Raw genomic sequence first — 15,490 nt, 5'->3', positions numbered from 1 at the left:
TTGATACCATTTTAGCGAAACGTTTCTCTATATAATGGGATGCTATATATGCGCAGAATACTGACTTCATTTATATTTATCTCTCTCCTCCTAGTCTTTGGGGTTCAGTGTACTTTTTTGGAAAAAGAGAAAAATAAGTCTATTTGGGATAACCCTGTTGCTTTGGATCTAGACGAAATCGTCAAGAGGGGATATATCAGGGCAGTTGTAGACAATTCTTCCACGAGTTATTATATCTATCGGGGAAGAAGGATGGGTTATGAGTTTGAGTTGCTCAGGAATCTCGCAAGTAATTTGGGAGTTCGCTTACATTTGATCGTCAAATCCAATATCGAAGATGCCTTTGTGTTGTTGAACAAAGGCAAAGCAGATATCATTGCGATGAATCTTGAGGTATCAGACGAAAGGAAAAAGTATGCGAATTTTACGGAAGCTCTTGGTGAGGTAAGCACAGTTTTGGTACAGAGGAAATCGGGACAGATGATCCGGAATATTGAAGAGTTAGATGATAAAGTCATCCATATTCCCCAAGGTGCCATCTATAAATCCCAGCTTTGTGACATGCAGGTGGATAGTACTTTTTCAATTTCGATCATGGAAGTGAGGGAAGGCCGAGAGCAACTGATTTCTCAGGTTTTGGAAAGAAAGATTGACTATACGGTAGTCGACAAAGACTTGGCTTTGGTCAATGCCACCTATTATAGAGATCTGGATATCGCATTTGAGATCAGCGAAAAATCACCTGTTGCTTGGGCTGTCAGACCGAATGCGCCCGAATTGGAAACGGCCATCAATTCATGGATTTCCAAACGTAAAAAATCAGGTTATTTGGCTACACTCTATTCCAAATACTACCTTAATTCAAAAAACAGCTATTTCAGATCAAACAGCGCTTTCTCATCCTTGGGTGGGAATATGATTTCGGAATACGATGATATTATCAAATCTGCGGCAGAACATCTGGGATGGGATTGGAGGTTGTTGGCGTCTTTGGTTTACAAAGAATCGGCTTTCAACCCTGCGGCTACTTCCTATGCGGGGGCTACCGGATTGCTACAGTTGATGCCTGTGACCCTCGAAAGGTTTGGTGTAGAAGATCCCAACGACCCCTACCAAAGTCTAATGGGTGGAGTCAATTTCCTGAAATACTTGGATAAATTCTGGAGGGAAAGAATCCCTGAATCCAATGAGCGGATAAAATTCATCCTCGCTTCTTACAATATAGGGCATGGACATGTAGAAGATGCCTGGAAACTGACGATGAAATATGGCAAAAACCCACAATACTGGGAGCATGTATCACATTTCCTCAAACTAAAAACAGACCCCGAATATTATCGTGATCCAATTGTGCGGAGTGGTTATGCCAAAGGTCACATTGCAGTCAACTATGTTGATGATATTTTGATTTTGTATAACTCCTATCGGGTATTGGTGGAGCCGTAGAATTGTTATTGAGTCTTTTCTTTTTTTCTTACTCCACTTTGATCTGCTTTCGGATGACCGCTTCTTTGTAGTAGATATGGATATAGTAAAGTCCTTTTTTGAGTTTGCTGAGGTCTAAGGTAGTCTCAATATCAGCTTGGGCTCTATTGATGATTTCCTGTCCCCTTTGGTCAAATAGACTTACCTGAAAAGGTGTTTGATTTCTTTGTAAATCATCATTTTGTGTGTCATTGGTGAATCTACTAATCGTAACGTAACTACTAGTAGGGTTTGGATACACTATAAATGGATAGTCATCATACCCAGTACAATCGACGTACTCTATTTCATAGTAAGATACCCAATCAGACGGATTACAACCGTTGATGTTTCGCATCTCAAATACATAATAGCCATTATTTATGGTTGGAAAAGGGGGGATATAATACAGTTGATGGGGACCACTGCCTGTATAAACATAAGAAGATGTATATGCAACAGTGAGGCTAGGCCAATGCAAGAGCCTAGCCTCCCACTGCGCATTGTCAGGAGACATCTGGTAATGAATATTAAAGATGTTGCCATCATGACTAGAACACCATTGCTCAAATTCATTGGCACTATTTGAAAATTCTATCCAACTAACTGTAGCTTCACCAATCCAAATACCTTTTTCTACATTCACAACCCCACAATCTGTCGTGAGACTAAAAGTGAGGGTGGCTGCTCCTGAAACTAAACTGTTAGCAGGATTTAGATTGGCTATGGTACCTGTCCCTGAGGTAGCTCCAGAGAACAAATGCGTAGGAGAAACAGACCAGGAGACCTTACTTCCAACAGGTGGGTTCTGAATAGAATAGATTGAGGTGGAGCAGAGGTAGTCGGAGCCGGAGATGGTGGGTAAGGCTGCTTTTACAGCTTTTTCAGCATTTACTCGACCATAACCCATTTGATTATTCCAAGTGAGATTGGTGTTTTCTCCTGCTCCTAATGTGTAGTTATACCCACCTACTTTGTCTGCAGTAATCTCAATTATATTTCTGACTTACTGTTGGGTTAGGCTAGGATTCACCGAAAGAATTAAAGCGGCAATTCCGGCAACTTGAGGCGCAGCAAATGATGTTCCGTCAACAGGTGTATAGTCTCCATTCGACCCAACAGTTTGATTGTAACCCAATGCTCCCTGCCTGTCCGTCGTGCTTATACTAACGCCAGGTGCAACTACGTCTATCCCTGCTCCAAAATTTGAAAAGCTTGCACGACTTTGGGTGCGATTTATTGCACCAACTGCAATTGTTTGTGGGTTATTAGAAGGAAAAGCGATTGAACTGGCACTATGATTATGAGTTATACAAACCACGATCGTACCCAAACCATCTCTATCTTGAGTTACTGCATTATTTATAGCATCATTAATCAGCCCTTGTTGTTCAATGGAATTACTCCCCCAGCTATTATTTATTATTGCCGCCCCACTTTGCCAAGCAAAATTAATTCCGTTTGCGAGTCTTTGGCTTAACAAAGGTGCAAGGACCAGACTACTGCTTATTGACATCAATTGTACTTCAGGCGATACTCCTGATACACCTAAATTATTATTCTGTGTAGCTCCAATAACTCCCGCAACAGGTACACCGTGATCACCTCTTACCACACTTGGAGTCGTTCCATTTTCAGTATCAAAACTTATCGGACTAATATTAATAAAATCAGGATGATTAAACTCAAGACCATGATCTAAAACAGCAACTACTACGTTAGCGCATCCCGTAGTTATATTCCATGCCTGACAAGTCCTAATGTCATTACCAACAGTGCCTCCAGCCTGTCCAGTATTATTTAAATGCCACTGTTCAGCAAACAATGGATCATTTGTGCAACCCATTAAAAATTCCTCCATTAAGTCCGGTTCAGCAGACTCAAAATACCCTAATTCATAAAAGAGATTAGCCATTTCCAGCGCATTACCCTTAGAGTTTTTGTCACATGACAAAATGTACCATAAAGGCATAGAACTATCATTACCAACAATTTACACCATGTTTTCCTTAGCCAACAATTTTAAAACTTCTATATCCTTCTCCTGTTTTAGTTTCACATAAAAATAGTGAGACAGTCCAATTTCTTTACCGTTTACCAGGAATAAAGGTGCGACATAAATAATATCAGATGATGGGACTTTCGCTTTGTCGATTGAACTATTAACAAAAGCCCAATATTGATCGCTTTCAAGGGACTTGCTAGCTCTGTCTGTATTAATTGTACTGCTAATGATAATAGGTTTTAGTTCCGAAATACTTTGCTCTGATACTTCCAATTCTTGTGCTATTGCTATTTTATTTTGCCCCTGCATTAAAATGTATTGCTTGTCTGAATACAGTTCTAAAGAGTGCTTCTCTCCATTAGCCCAGTAATAATACTCCTGTACATGTGCTATGATTGAGCCGAGAAAAAGGAGTGAGAAGAAGATAATTGACCTCATCATAATCGTATTAATTTGAGAATTTAACATCGAATACAACGGGTAGATTTTCATACTGTTTATCAATGACGACAAAATAAGATACATTGGTTAAGGCAGCGCAGATCTGTTCAAGTAGCCCAACTTTGTAAACAATTCTATTATTACACAACACCACTTGCTGACTATCAAATACCGCACATTGATGGTGTCTATACATACCAGCCAATATGAAATACTTATCAAAGTCAATGTGCAGTTGTTCCGAGCAGGTAAAAAATTTTTCAAAATCTGCTTGAGTGGTTATCACAAGATTCGTTTCCTTTTCGTTGCCCTCAATATTTTGAAGTCCGCAGGGTGTACTTTCAAATTCATCAACATAAAATAACTCAACCTGCTGTGCATTATCTCCTTCACAGTCTGGATTTATTTCATTCTGACAACTGCATGTTAACGCTGCCAATAGCAACAAAATTGGCGTCATTTTTAATATGTTTTTCATTATTTCTACAGTTTTATTGCTTTCGAACCTGACTCTGGTAATTCAATCACTAATCTCAGGACGTTTCTCAAGTCTATCATGTCTTCAATTTAATAAATAGTTTTCAATAAACAAGAATTCTATAATAGCATAAAACACTGCGTATCAAGCAAATATGTTCAATTGTGCATTTTACTATCGAAATAATCAAAAAATACTTTTTTAAAAGCAATTACTCTGCCCCCCCCTCATCCAACCAACTCCTCAAAACATCTCTTACATAAATCATATTTCTGCCCAACTCGACCCTTTCAATGAAACAGCTTACATTGCGATTGATTTTTCGGAAAATATTGATACTAATGCCTGTCCCATAGTTTGAAAAAGAGGCTCTTTGGTCGTTTCTATTCGTGCAATTACATGGGGATTTGTCGAAGGGTAACCAATTGAATTATTAGCATCATTTCAAGTAGCAAAAACGACGATCGATCCTAAACCATTTCTTCCATTGATTACAGCATTTTCTATGGCTTCATCGATAACATCATATATAACACTTGAACCCCAGGAATTATTTATTACGCTTGCTTGGTTTTCCCAAGCCCAATTTATTCCATCTGCTCTAGCGATCCTTGAAGCTGGAACTGACAATAAACTGTTAGCTATATCCATTAATGGACTATCATAACTTACGCCTGCAATACCAATAGAATTGTTTCTTTCCGCTCCAAGAATTCCACTTACTAGCATTCCATGATCTCCAAATGGGGGGATTCCAAACTCTGTATTAAAATTTAGAGGTAGAATATTATTCAAATCTTCATGGGGCTCCATTCCTGATCGAGCACTGCAACAATTATATCTTCGCATCCGGTAGAAATCTCCCACGCGGGACATATTTTTATATCCGCACCTGCTGTACCACCATTCTGACCTGTATTTAACAATGACCATTGGGTATTGAATTGGATATCCTTTTGAGTAATTCAGGCTCTCGTGAATCTGAAACCACAGCCCATTGCATCTCCACGTCAATACCTGGATTTCTTTTTAAATATTAAAAAAAGCAGTTGTACGGAATTCTTTTATTTGAGAGTTTTCTATTTTCAAGAGCTTCGCAAAGCTCTGTCTGTCGTTTTTTTTTATCTAAAAGAATATGTTTTTTGTTATCCATCAGTTCCAAAGGTTGCTTCAGACCCTTGTAGTAATAGTACTGACCATATAGAGAAAAACAACAAAGTATGTCAAAATAAATGTAAATAAATTTTTCAAGGCTCCAAGTAAACAATTTCAAATTCCAAGTCATTGTTTATGTATTCTATAGGTAAAGAAACAAAAAATAAAACATCAGTAATACCAGTGCAGTCTTGTGGCTGAATATTCACTCCAATTTTGATTTTATTACATTTTTTTTCAGAAAACGCTTCTTTAAAACTCCCACATTGATAAGATTTCACTTGACCTCCAACAATAAATTCATTTTCAAAATCTATTTTAATTTGAGGGGATTGGCAAGTCAAGAGTTCTTCAAATTCACTTTGTGATGTGATCTTAAATGTTGCTAAATCCTGTTCATTTTGTTCTGCCAAATTACATTTGTGATTATCGACCAAGAGATCTGTAACGTCTGAACCTATTGGGATTGACTCGTCGCATATTTGGTTGTTTTGCTCCATACAGGCAGCAGATAAAAATATTACTAGTGATGTTGAAGCCTGAAACTTTAATTTTCCAACTTGGTGTAGTATCTTTTTATATTTTCCAATCATTTTTTTAAATTAAAATGGAGGCAAAATTAAATTATATGACAAATTAAGTTACTCATCAATTGATTGTCGCTTAAAACTTTCAAGATGTCTCCTAAATATTGAGACGTACCTCAACGTCAACATGTCTCAATCTAATAAATAGTTTTCAAGAATCAAAAACGAATCCTTAAACAATGGAGTTACAGATTCTTGGGAAAGTCAGGTGTATAGAGAATCTACATACAGTTGGTAAATTGTAGTTTTTATAGTTTTTCACCTGAGGAATGTAAGTGCTTGCCCCTGAGCGTAGATTGCATCTACGATATCATTTCCATGGAACATGTGATTTTTGGGTACTAAGACTTAATAGAGAATAAACCTTGTAATCCACGAATGCACCAAAGCAAAAATACATGAATTCATTAAGCCATTGGTGAAATTAATTTATCAAAAAAACTTCGTGTCTTTGCGTCTTCGTTGCAAACAGAATTCGTAAGCCACGAATTCACTTAGAAATAAAAAGACCCGGTCAATAACCGGGCCTTTCCACTTTTCACCTTTATTCTAGGAGGTGTTGATTCTTAGAATACAGTTCTATGAAATAATGTGATCTTGGCTAATTAAATAGTCTATTTGAGTATCTTTAAGCTACGGCTTTCACATTTACCTCAATGTTGCCTCTAGTGGCTTTGGAGTATGGGCAGACTTCGTGGGCTGCTTCTACCAACTTCTGTGCTTCTTCCAGTGATTTTGCTTGTGGGATTTTGCAGATGATATCCACTGCCAATCCAAATCCACCAGCTTCTGTTTTGCCAAGATGCGCTTTCACTGTGATCTCGGCATCATCCAATTTTACTCCTTTGGCTACGGCACCCAAGGCACCACCAAAACAAGCTGCGTAGCCTGCTGCAAATAGTTGTTCGGGATTCGTTTTCCCTCCTGTACCTCCAATTTCTTTTGGCATAGCCACGTCAAAGTCCAATTGGCCGTCATCTGTTTTTACATGGCCTTTTCTTCCACCTGTATTGACCGCTGTAGCGGTGTAATCGATTTTGATCTTTTCCATTTTTTAAGGTTGGTTTAAAGTTTCTACTAATTTGTTGACTTCATTTTTTAAATTTATTAACGTCTCAGGCTCCCAGCTGTTCAGGCATTCCAATACCTTTCCTGGGATTTTTTCTGCCTTAGATTTCAATGATTTTCCTTGAAAGGTTAGCTGGATTTCAACTTTCCTTTCATCTTGCTCACTACGTACCCTCTTGATGAGATTGTGGCTTTCCAATCTTTTGAGCAAGGGGGTTAGTGTTCCTGAATCTAGGAATAATCTCTTTCCTATTTCATTGACCGCCAAACCATCATTCTCCCAAAGAATCATCATCACAAGATATTGTGGATATGTAATCCCCAATTCTTCCAGCGGCTCTCTGTAAGCTTGAATTATCATCCTTGATGCTGCGTATAAGGGAAAGCAAATTTGATTTTCCAGCAGTAATAAATCGTGCTCTTTTGTCATTCTTTTTAATTGTGAACAATTAAATTTAATACAATTTTATTAAAAGAAAAAATTTCGGGTGATTTTATTTGTTTACAGCCCTATGTTTCTCCAAACTCTCCATCGGATACTGATAGAAATCTTTGCGATTTGTTCTATGCCATTACCGCTACCATACTTAAAGCATGTTTGGCTAAAAATCCATCCCCCTTGATTTCAACTTCAGAAATGACTTGTTCTGGTTTCCAACTCTTTGAAAATAGCTTCCAGGCGATTTCTGGCTTGATGATTATTTGTGCACTTGGGTTGGGTTGCCTGTCTTTGTTCAATTCCCAGCCATTTTCAGTATTTACAATATTCCACATGCCGCCGATTTCAGAAGGGATAACCATAGATACCACAGTTCCAGATTTTGCCGAAATGTTCTGAAAAGTATAAGGGAAAGCGTACATAAGGGTGTCAATAAATGGATAAAACAACTCCTTAGTCATCAGTCCCGGTTTGTTGACGGCATCCCTTATTTGTTGCTGGTGGAGAAATTTCTCAGTGTATTCCCTTGCAATATGGAACCAGTTTGGTGAAACATCCTCTCCTGCCCAAGCAACCGAAAAAACAGCTTGGTCTGATGGGTTTAGCGTTTGGAGATGTTCATAGTATTCCTTTCCGCTTGATTCTAATAAGTTTACTAATACTCTTGTACTAAGTCTTTTTGTGGCATTGGTCCATGCAAGGTTTAAACCGTTCAAATATGAAACAAGATCTTGGTATGAGTTGATATTTTCTGGTTTTTCTCCGACAAACCCATCTCTTGATATGGAAAGTGCCCTTAAGTTGCCGTCTAAAAGATGGGAGGCTACATCCTTTACCTTCCAGAGTTTTGCCACGGTTTGGACTTCCCATTCTTCTTCAGTCAAAGAAGACAAAAGTTCGATCAACATCCTATCCAAAATAGGGAAAAGTGCTAAAGTGTCTATTCTTTTAGATGCATCAGGCATATTGTTTCATCAAATTTTGTGTTTTCTCAAGGGTCAGCATCCGTAGATTGTCCAACCCTATCAAATATACAAAATGATGTTAAAATGCCTCTTCAATATCATATTTCCACAAATAGAAAAATGCACTTTCAGCTTCATCGAAGACTCTTCCCGGGTTGGTTCTGATGGTCACACGAAAGCCCTCATCATCAGAAATCTTTACCAATTGATGGCTTCCAAAATATGATACTTTGACGATTTTGCCACTGAGTTGTTGCCCTTTTCTCTGCACTACCTCGCCATGTTCGGGTCTGAACAATAGCTTGACTTTGGATTTGAATTTTTTCGCTTCTGGATCGGAAACAAACCCAAAGGTAGTATAGAACCCATCTTCACTTGGGGTGGCCAGAATTTCGTTTCTCTTTCCAAAGAAATTGGCTACATAAGGATTGATTGGGTTTTCATAAAGCACTTTTGGAATATCTATTTGCTGTAAGAACCCTTTGTGAAGGATGGCGATTCTGTCGGCAGTAGAGAGTGCGTCTTTGGTGTCATGGGTGACGAAAATCGCTGTTATGCCTGTTTTTTTGATGATTTGACGGATTTCTTCACGAACTTGATCCTTGAGCATGGCGTCCAGGTTGCTGAAGGGTTCATCCATCAAGAGGATTTTTGGATTGGGGGCAATGGCCCGTGCCAGGGCGACTCGCTGCTGCTGTCCACCGGATAGTTGGTGTGGGTATTTGTTGTGGTCTTCCTTTAAGCCAACCAATTTGAGGGTGTCTTTTGCGATGGTTTCCGGGTTGCCTTTTACTTTTTGGATTCCAAACTTGACATTCTCCAATATGGTCAAGTGGGGAAAAAGTGCATAATCCTGAAATACCATCCCTACTTTTCTGGTATGGGCAGGCACTGTTTTTTTGCCTTCCACGATCACCTGCCCAGATAGGGAGATGATCCCTTGGTCGGGATGTTCAAGTCCGGCAATAAGTCTCAACAAAGTGGTTTTTCCCGATCCACTCTCTCCAACCAAAGCCAAAATCTCCCCCTCAGTGACATTGAATGAAATGTCATTGACGGCAAAGTCATTGGCATTGCCATATTTCTTATAGATGTTTTGGAGTGATAAAATTGACATGCCTGTTTGGGATATATTTACCTATACTTCTCTTTTTTTGATCATTCTGTTGAGGAAAATGATCGGGATGATTCCTGTCAAAATGATGATGAGGGCTGCATTGGCAGATTCTGCAATCATTTCATTTGTCGCCATGTCAAAGGCCTTGGTAGCCAATGTCTGATAATTGAATGGACGAAGGATCAAAGTTAAAGGTAATTCTTTCAACACATCAACAAAAACGAGTAAGATACCCGAAAATATACTTGACTTGATCAATGGAAGGTCTATTTTCCAAAGGGTTTTTGAACTTCGGACACCAAGAAGCCTGCTCGCCTCATTGACATGGATGCCGATTTTTTGAAATCCTGCTTCTACAGGGTTGTAGCCTACAGCCATGAATCTGACGATATACGCAAAAGTAAGGGCAAAGAGTGTCCCCGACAAAAATAATCCTGCCACACTGTTGGAGAAAACTGTGTTGTAGATCCATTTGTCAAAGGACAACAATGGGATCATTACCCCGACAGCAATCACAGCACCCGGGATGGCATAACCCAACGTTGCTATTTTTGTAATGCTCTTTACCCACTTGAACGGGCTTAGTCTAAGTGCGTACAGCAGGATGATCGAAAGGATGACGACCAATATCCCAACGACTGCAGCCAGTCCAAAACTTCTGAAAATGAGTAGGAAAAACTCTTGGTTCACTACTTTTTCATAAGTCATGAATACCCACTGGAGTAATTGCAAAAATGGAATAAAAAAACTGATCAGGAAGAGGGCAGTGCAAATTCCTGTATACAGAACTTTGTTTTTGGTTGAGACTTCTTTTCTGGCTTGGGGCTTATTGAGTCCATTGACGGAGGCATATTGCCTGTTTCCCCGTTGGATAGATTCCAAGTATAGGATTACAAAAACAAATAGCATCAAAATCGCAGCCAGGTAGATGGCTGTAGTTGCATCGCCCATTGAAAACCAAGCCCTGAATATCCCGGTGGTAAAGGTGTTTACACCAAAATATTTGACCGTACCATAATCATTCAAAACTTCCATGGAGGCCAAGGCTATACCGGCTACTATTGCAGGCCTTGCCATTGGAAGGGCTACCTTGAAAAAGGTTTTTGTCCTGTTTGCACCCAGGAGTGAGGAAGCTTCCTGCATAGTCTTGGATTGCTGCAAAAAAGAAGATCTAGCAATCAAAAACACATAGGGGAATAGTGTGATGGACAGTATAAAGATCGCGCCAGGAAGATTCATGATGTCAAGCAGGCTGCCCTTGACTTGGATTCCAAAGGTATTCCTCAGGAATGTCTGTATCGGGCCAGTATAATCCAAGAGTCCAACATAGGTGTAAGCCATGATATATCCTGGAAATCCCAAAGGGAGAATCAAAAGCCACTCAAAATATTTTCTACCTGGGAACTCATAGTTGGAAACGAGCCAAGCGGTACTCACCCCCAATACAAAAGTACTGAAAGCTACCCCCAGTAGAATCAAAAGGGTATTTTGAAAATAGCCAAAAAGGAGGTTGTTGGCTATATGTGACCAACTACCTCCCGGGCTAGTGAATAATTTGAATAAGATGGTGAAAAGGGGAGTTGCAACAAATAATAAAATCAGCAGTGCAAATCCAGTCCATTTATTCCACCAATAATACTTTTTTTCAATGGTGTCCAATACTTCTTGTTATTTCCATCCAACACGGTCAAAGATGACGACTGCCTCTTTGTTGTTTTTGCCAAGTTCTGACAAGTTGATTTCGTCAGCTTTGAAATCACCCCATTTTTTCAGCAAATCAGAATGCTCAGCTGCGGTATTCACTGGGTATTCAAAGTTGATGCTTGCAAGGAAATCCTGCGCCTCTACTTCTGACAAAAACTCGATCAAAGCTATCGCATTTTCTTTGTTTGGTGCAAATTTAGTAACTGCTGCTCCAGAAATATTGATATGTGTTCCTCTATTTTCTTGATTTGGGAAAAATAATCCAACTTTTTCAGCTGCTTTTCTTTCTTCTTCATTGGAATCATTCAACATGATGCCTATGTAGTAGGTGTTCACGATAGCGACATCCCCTTCACCGGAAGCTACTGCTTTCACTTGGTCTCTGTCACTGCCTTTTGGGTTTCTTGCCATGTTGGCAAGCAATCCGGAAGCCCAAGTCTGTGCAGCTTCCTCTCCATTATGTGCTATGATGGATGCCAATAATGATTGGTTGTATATATTCTCGGAAGATCTTGTGAGTACTCTTCCTTTCCATTGTTCTTCGGTCAATGCTTCATAGGTGGAAAGCTCTTCTGGATTTACCCTTTCTTTGCTATAGGCGAAAATCCTAGCTCTGAAGGTTAGCCCAAACCATTTGTTTTCCGGATCCCTGAATTTTGAGGGGATATTTTTATCCAATACAGAAGATGATACTGATTGTACCAAATCCTTGTCTACAGCTCTTTGAAGCCTGCCTGCATCTACCGTAATCAAGACATCGGCTGGGGAGTTTGCTCCTTCCAGTTCTAGTTTTTGGATCAATTCATCTGCACTTGCACTCACTACATTCACCTTGATCCCTGTTTTTTCGGTAAACATGTCAAAAAGCTTTTGATCTGCTTCATAATGCCTGTGGGTATAGACATTTACTTCATTTTTGCTCTCCGAAGAGCCTCCACAAGCATAAAATGAAATTGCTATAATCGCTAAAGAAACAGCTTTTAGGAAGTTTTTCATATTAGTTTTTTTGATTGACAAGGGCAAAAATAACCATTATTTAAATCAAATCTAAATAAAAAGAAAAAGATTTTTATATTTGCACCAAGCTTCTGACGTGAAGTGAAATAGTGGTTTTTCAGGTTTTAGATCAGAAAAAATATGACGATCCAACAATTGGAGTACATTTTAGCAATAGATAAATTCAGGCATTTTGGTCAAGCTGCCGCATCTTGTTTTGTGACACAGCCGACTTTGAGCGCCCAGGTGAATAAGCTTGAAAAGGAACTGGAAGTCATTATTTTTGATCGTACAAAAATGCCAGTGATCCCAACTGAGTCTGGTGCGCAGATCTTGGAGCAAGCCAAAAAAGTGGTGTCCCATAGCAAGGGGATCTATGAGATTGTAGCACAGCTGAAGGGCGATATCAGCGGGGTCATAAAATTGGGAATCATACCCACCCTGGCACCTTACTTATTGCATAGGTTTATCAGGAATTTTTTGGAGAAATATCCCAACGTACAGCTTCAGGTAGAAGAAATGGTAACCGAAGAGATTGTGCGAAAGCTGAAAAATGATGAACTTGATTTGGGGGTGGTGGTCACTCCCTTGGAGGAGAATGGCTTGTTGGAGAAGCCCATGTTTTATGAGAAATTCTATGCTTACCTATCGGAAGACCATCCCTTATTGGCAAAGGAAAAGATAAATGTCCAAGATTTTGAGACTTCGGATATGTGGGTTTTGCAACAAGGTCACTGCTTTAGGGATCAGGTTTTGAATTTATGCAATAAAGCTAAATTCCAAAATATGAATTTCCATTATGAGAGTGGCTCTTTGGAAGGGTTGAAATATATGGTAAATGAATACAAGGGTGTGACTTTGCTTCCCGAATTGGCGACATTTTCTTTGACACCACAGGAGAAAAGCAGGCTGAGGACATTTGTGGGTGAGGAGCCGACTAGGGAGGTAAGTATTATATTGACCAGAAGTTTTTTGAAGCAGAAATTGGTGGAATTGCTCTACAAAGAAATTACGGCTTCAATCCCGCAGGAGATGACTTCCAAAGCCCATGGGAAAATTGTGAGGTTTAAGTAATATTTTTGTAATTTTCTCGAATAAAGCGGAAACTCTTTTCCACTTCAAACGTTTCTGCATTGATGAAAAAAACTGCATTTGCCACAATAGTTCTTTTGTTTTTTTTTGGGACTAGTTCTGGGAGTTTTGCTCAATCTTTTGTCAAAAAATATATCAACAGTCTTATAAATGACACCTCAGATGTGAGCAAGCCTCAGTTTTTGGTTTATCCGACATTGGCTTATGCACCGGAGACTAGCTGGGAGATCGGTTTGTCTTCGCTTTATGTCTATTATGCCAATAGGGATACTGCCAATAGGTTGAGTGAAATCAATGGGTTTACATTTTTCACTTTGGAAAACCAATATGGTTTGTGGTTTGACCATGCGATCTATTCTGATCAGAGCAAATGGTTTTTTTTGGGCAGAATAAGGTTGCAGAGTTTTCCACTCAAGTATTATGGGATAGGTATGGACTCACCATCAGAATACCTTGCATTGGTAGATGCCAACCAGATATTGATCAAGGAAAGAGTACTTAGAAAAATCAAAAACAATTTGTTTTTTGGTCTGGAAGTGGACTATCAAAGGCTTGCGGGGACTGAATTTAAGAGGGCTCCAGATAGTCCGACCTTCGAATTGCCACGTGGGAGTGAGGGGTCTACAAATATTGGGATAGGCGCAGGCTTGGTTTATGACAACAGGCACAATGTACTGAATGTCAGAAATGGTTTTTTCTCCGAATTGGCCTATCTCCGCTATGCTTCAGCAATCAGTACATTTGGGTTCAACTCGGTTGTCTCGGATACAAGGTTTTACAGGCCAGTCAGCAAAAACACCGTTTTCGCAGCCCAGTTGCTTGGTCATTTCAATTCCGGTGATGTGCCCTTTAATCAACTCGCACTGATGGGGGGAGAATCAATGATGCGGGGGTATTACACAGGTAGATTCAGGGACAACAATCAAATAGCAACCCAGGCGGAACTTAGGTTTTTGCCACTTCCTTTAGGTTTTACCGACAGGATTGGAGCGGCAGCTTTTGGAGGGATAGCCACTGTTTTTCCGAATTTTGACAATCTAAACCTCAACAAAATCGTCTGGTCAGCAGGTGGGGGATTGAGGTTTTTGCTCTTCCCCAAAAAGGATATCTATACCAGGATTGATTATGCCTTGACCAAGGAAGGCTCGGGCTTTTATTTGTTTATAGGAGAGGCGTTTTGATCATTACATGTCTTCCAGCGAAAGTGCCAGGTAAGTAGATGTGTAGTTTGGCAATTGGGAAAGGACTGCTTTTGATTTTTCCATCAAAAGGGGGATACTTATTTTTTCTTTGTTAGGGCTTCTTGTTTAATCCCTAAATAACTGAAGGTCAATTGAATAATTAACAAAAACATAACACAAAAACCCCGAATTTGGCTGTATTCAGCTTTTTTCGGGGTTTTCTTTTTTGTATTTTAAGGTTGCAGAATAAAATACGATACAAGATATGATTCAGCTTCCAATTTTCAAAGACTTTGATGGATACTCTCCAAAATATCACTTTTTCAAGAATTCATTATTGGGTCAGGTTCATGGCAGCATCCCTTGGGACGAACTTGTCGCCTGTCTTCCCGACGAACGTGTTGGTAGGGGTGCGCCAAGCTGGTTCGGTTCAAAGGGCATGTTTTCGCTGATGTTTTTAAAAGCATATTTGAATGTCAGTGATAGACAGCTTCTGGAACGTTTCAATACTGATTGGTCTCTTCAATATTTTTGCGGAAAAGTACTGGCGGAAAACCAGCAGATTAAGGATATGACCATTATGACCCGTATTAGGGCTTATATTGAAACTCACTGTGAATGGGAAAAGCTTCAGGAGATCCTGATTAATCACTGGAAATATGATGTCAACAACAGCCATGTTCTGCTGATGCCTGCCTGCTGCAGGCAGGGATGCCACCTGCTATGAATCTTATATTCGTTTTCCAACCGATGTAAAACTTCTCTGGGAGTCCTGCGAATGGATTTTTGAGAGTCAGC

At 39.6% G+C, this 15,490-nt stretch carries 16 protein-coding genes; 4 read left to right on the top strand and 12 right to left on the bottom strand.

Annotated elements, in window-relative coordinates:
• Positions 1 to 48: 48 nt before the first annotated feature.
• Complete coding sequence (locus ACFSKL_RS13130; RefSeq protein ID WP_376886670.1) at positions 49 to 1,446, top strand: MltF family protein; 1,398 nt, start codon at positions 49 to 51, stop codon at positions 1,444 to 1,446.
• Between the two features lie 28 nt (positions 1,447 to 1,474).
• On the opposite strand, the gene ACFSKL_RS13125 is transcribed toward ACFSKL_RS13130, so the two are convergent.
• From ACFSKL_RS13125 to ACFSKL_RS13070, 12 genes are all read right to left on the bottom strand, one after another.
• Complete coding sequence (locus ACFSKL_RS13125; protein WP_376886669.1) at positions 1,475 to 2,374, bottom strand: T9SS type A sorting domain-containing protein; 900 nt, start codon at positions 2,372 to 2,374, stop codon at positions 1,475 to 1,477.
• Between the two features lie 96 nt (positions 2,375 to 2,470).
• The gene (locus ACFSKL_RS13120; RefSeq protein ID WP_376886668.1) at positions 2,471 to 3,379 is read right to left on the bottom strand and encodes a S8 family serine peptidase; all 909 of its coding nucleotides are present in this window, start codon (positions 3,377 to 3,379) and stop codon (positions 2,471 to 2,473) included.
• A gap of 78 nt (positions 3,380 to 3,457) precedes the next feature.
• Positions 3,458 to 3,910, bottom strand: coding sequence for a hypothetical protein (locus ACFSKL_RS13115; protein WP_376886667.1), 453 nt, complete (start codon positions 3,908 to 3,910; stop codon positions 3,458 to 3,460).
• Positions 3,911 to 3,917: 7 nt separating this feature from the next.
• Positions 3,918 to 4,388 (bottom strand): hypothetical protein, encoded by a 471-nt coding sequence (locus tag ACFSKL_RS13110; RefSeq protein ID WP_376886666.1) that lies wholly within the window; start codon positions 4,386 to 4,388, stop codon positions 3,918 to 3,920.
• 444 nt (positions 4,389 to 4,832) lie between these two features.
• Positions 4,833 to 5,321, bottom strand: a complete 489-nt coding sequence (locus tag ACFSKL_RS13105) for a S8 family serine peptidase (protein WP_376886665.1) — start codon at positions 5,319 to 5,321, stop codon at positions 4,833 to 4,835.
• Positions 5,322 to 5,635: 314 nt separating this feature from the next.
• On the bottom strand, positions 5,636 to 6,136 hold the full coding sequence (locus tag ACFSKL_RS13100) for a hypothetical protein (RefSeq protein ID WP_376886664.1): 501 nt from the start codon (positions 6,134 to 6,136) through the stop codon (positions 5,636 to 5,638).
• Between the two features lie 622 nt (positions 6,137 to 6,758).
• On the bottom strand, positions 6,759 to 7,181 hold the full coding sequence (locus ACFSKL_RS13095; RefSeq protein ID WP_376886663.1) for an organic hydroperoxide resistance protein: 423 nt from the start codon (positions 7,179 to 7,181) through the stop codon (positions 6,759 to 6,761).
• Between the two features lie 3 nt (positions 7,182 to 7,184).
• Positions 7,185 to 7,628 (bottom strand): MarR family winged helix-turn-helix transcriptional regulator, encoded by a 444-nt coding sequence (locus ACFSKL_RS13090; protein ID WP_376886662.1) that lies wholly within the window; start codon positions 7,626 to 7,628, stop codon positions 7,185 to 7,187.
• A gap of 134 nt (positions 7,629 to 7,762) precedes the next feature.
• Entirely contained in the window at positions 7,763 to 8,602 is an 840-nt protein-coding gene (locus ACFSKL_RS13085) for a maleylpyruvate isomerase N-terminal domain-containing protein (RefSeq protein ID WP_376886661.1), read from the bottom strand.
• A gap of 79 nt (positions 8,603 to 8,681) precedes the next feature.
• Positions 8,682 to 9,719 carry an ABC transporter ATP-binding protein gene (locus ACFSKL_RS13080; protein ID WP_376886660.1) on the bottom strand — a complete coding sequence of 346 codons (1,038 nt, stop codon included), beginning with the start codon at positions 9,717 to 9,719 and terminating at the stop codon, positions 8,682 to 8,684.
• Positions 9,720 to 9,740: 21 nt separating this feature from the next.
• Positions 9,741 to 11,378: an ABC transporter permease gene (locus ACFSKL_RS13075; RefSeq protein ID WP_376886659.1), complete on the bottom strand. Its 1,638-nt coding sequence runs from the start codon at positions 11,376 to 11,378 to the stop codon at positions 9,741 to 9,743.
• A 9-nt stretch (positions 11,379 to 11,387) separates the two neighbouring features.
• Positions 11,388 to 12,419 carry a Fe(3+) ABC transporter substrate-binding protein gene (locus ACFSKL_RS13070; RefSeq protein ID WP_376886658.1) on the bottom strand — a complete coding sequence of 344 codons (1,032 nt, stop codon included), beginning with the start codon at positions 12,417 to 12,419 and terminating at the stop codon, positions 11,388 to 11,390.
• Between the two features lie 141 nt (positions 12,420 to 12,560).
• Here ACFSKL_RS13070 and ACFSKL_RS13065 point away from each other — a divergent pair, with 141 nt between their 5' ends.
• From ACFSKL_RS13065 to ACFSKL_RS13055, 3 genes are all read left to right on the top strand, one after another.
• On the top strand, positions 12,561 to 13,493 hold the full coding sequence (locus ACFSKL_RS13065; RefSeq protein ID WP_376886657.1) for a hydrogen peroxide-inducible genes activator: 933 nt from the start codon (positions 12,561 to 12,563) through the stop codon (positions 13,491 to 13,493).
• A gap of 62 nt (positions 13,494 to 13,555) precedes the next feature.
• Complete coding sequence (locus ACFSKL_RS13060; protein ID WP_376886656.1) at positions 13,556 to 14,692, top strand: BamA/TamA family outer membrane protein; 1,137 nt, start codon at positions 13,556 to 13,558, stop codon at positions 14,690 to 14,692.
• A 265-nt stretch (positions 14,693 to 14,957) separates the two neighbouring features.
• Positions 14,958 to 15,419: a transposase gene (locus ACFSKL_RS13055; RefSeq protein ID WP_376886655.1), complete on the top strand. Its 462-nt coding sequence runs from the start codon at positions 14,958 to 14,960 to the stop codon at positions 15,417 to 15,419.
• The last annotated feature ends 71 nt before the right edge of the window (positions 15,420 to 15,490 follow it).

This window comes from Belliella marina (assembly GCF_042682445.1).
Taxonomy (GTDB): Bacteria; Bacteroidota; Bacteroidia; order Cytophagales; family Cyclobacteriaceae; genus Belliella; species Belliella marina.
The sequence above is the reverse complement of the archived record's forward strand: the minus strand, read 5'-3'. Positions and strand labels throughout refer to the sequence as shown.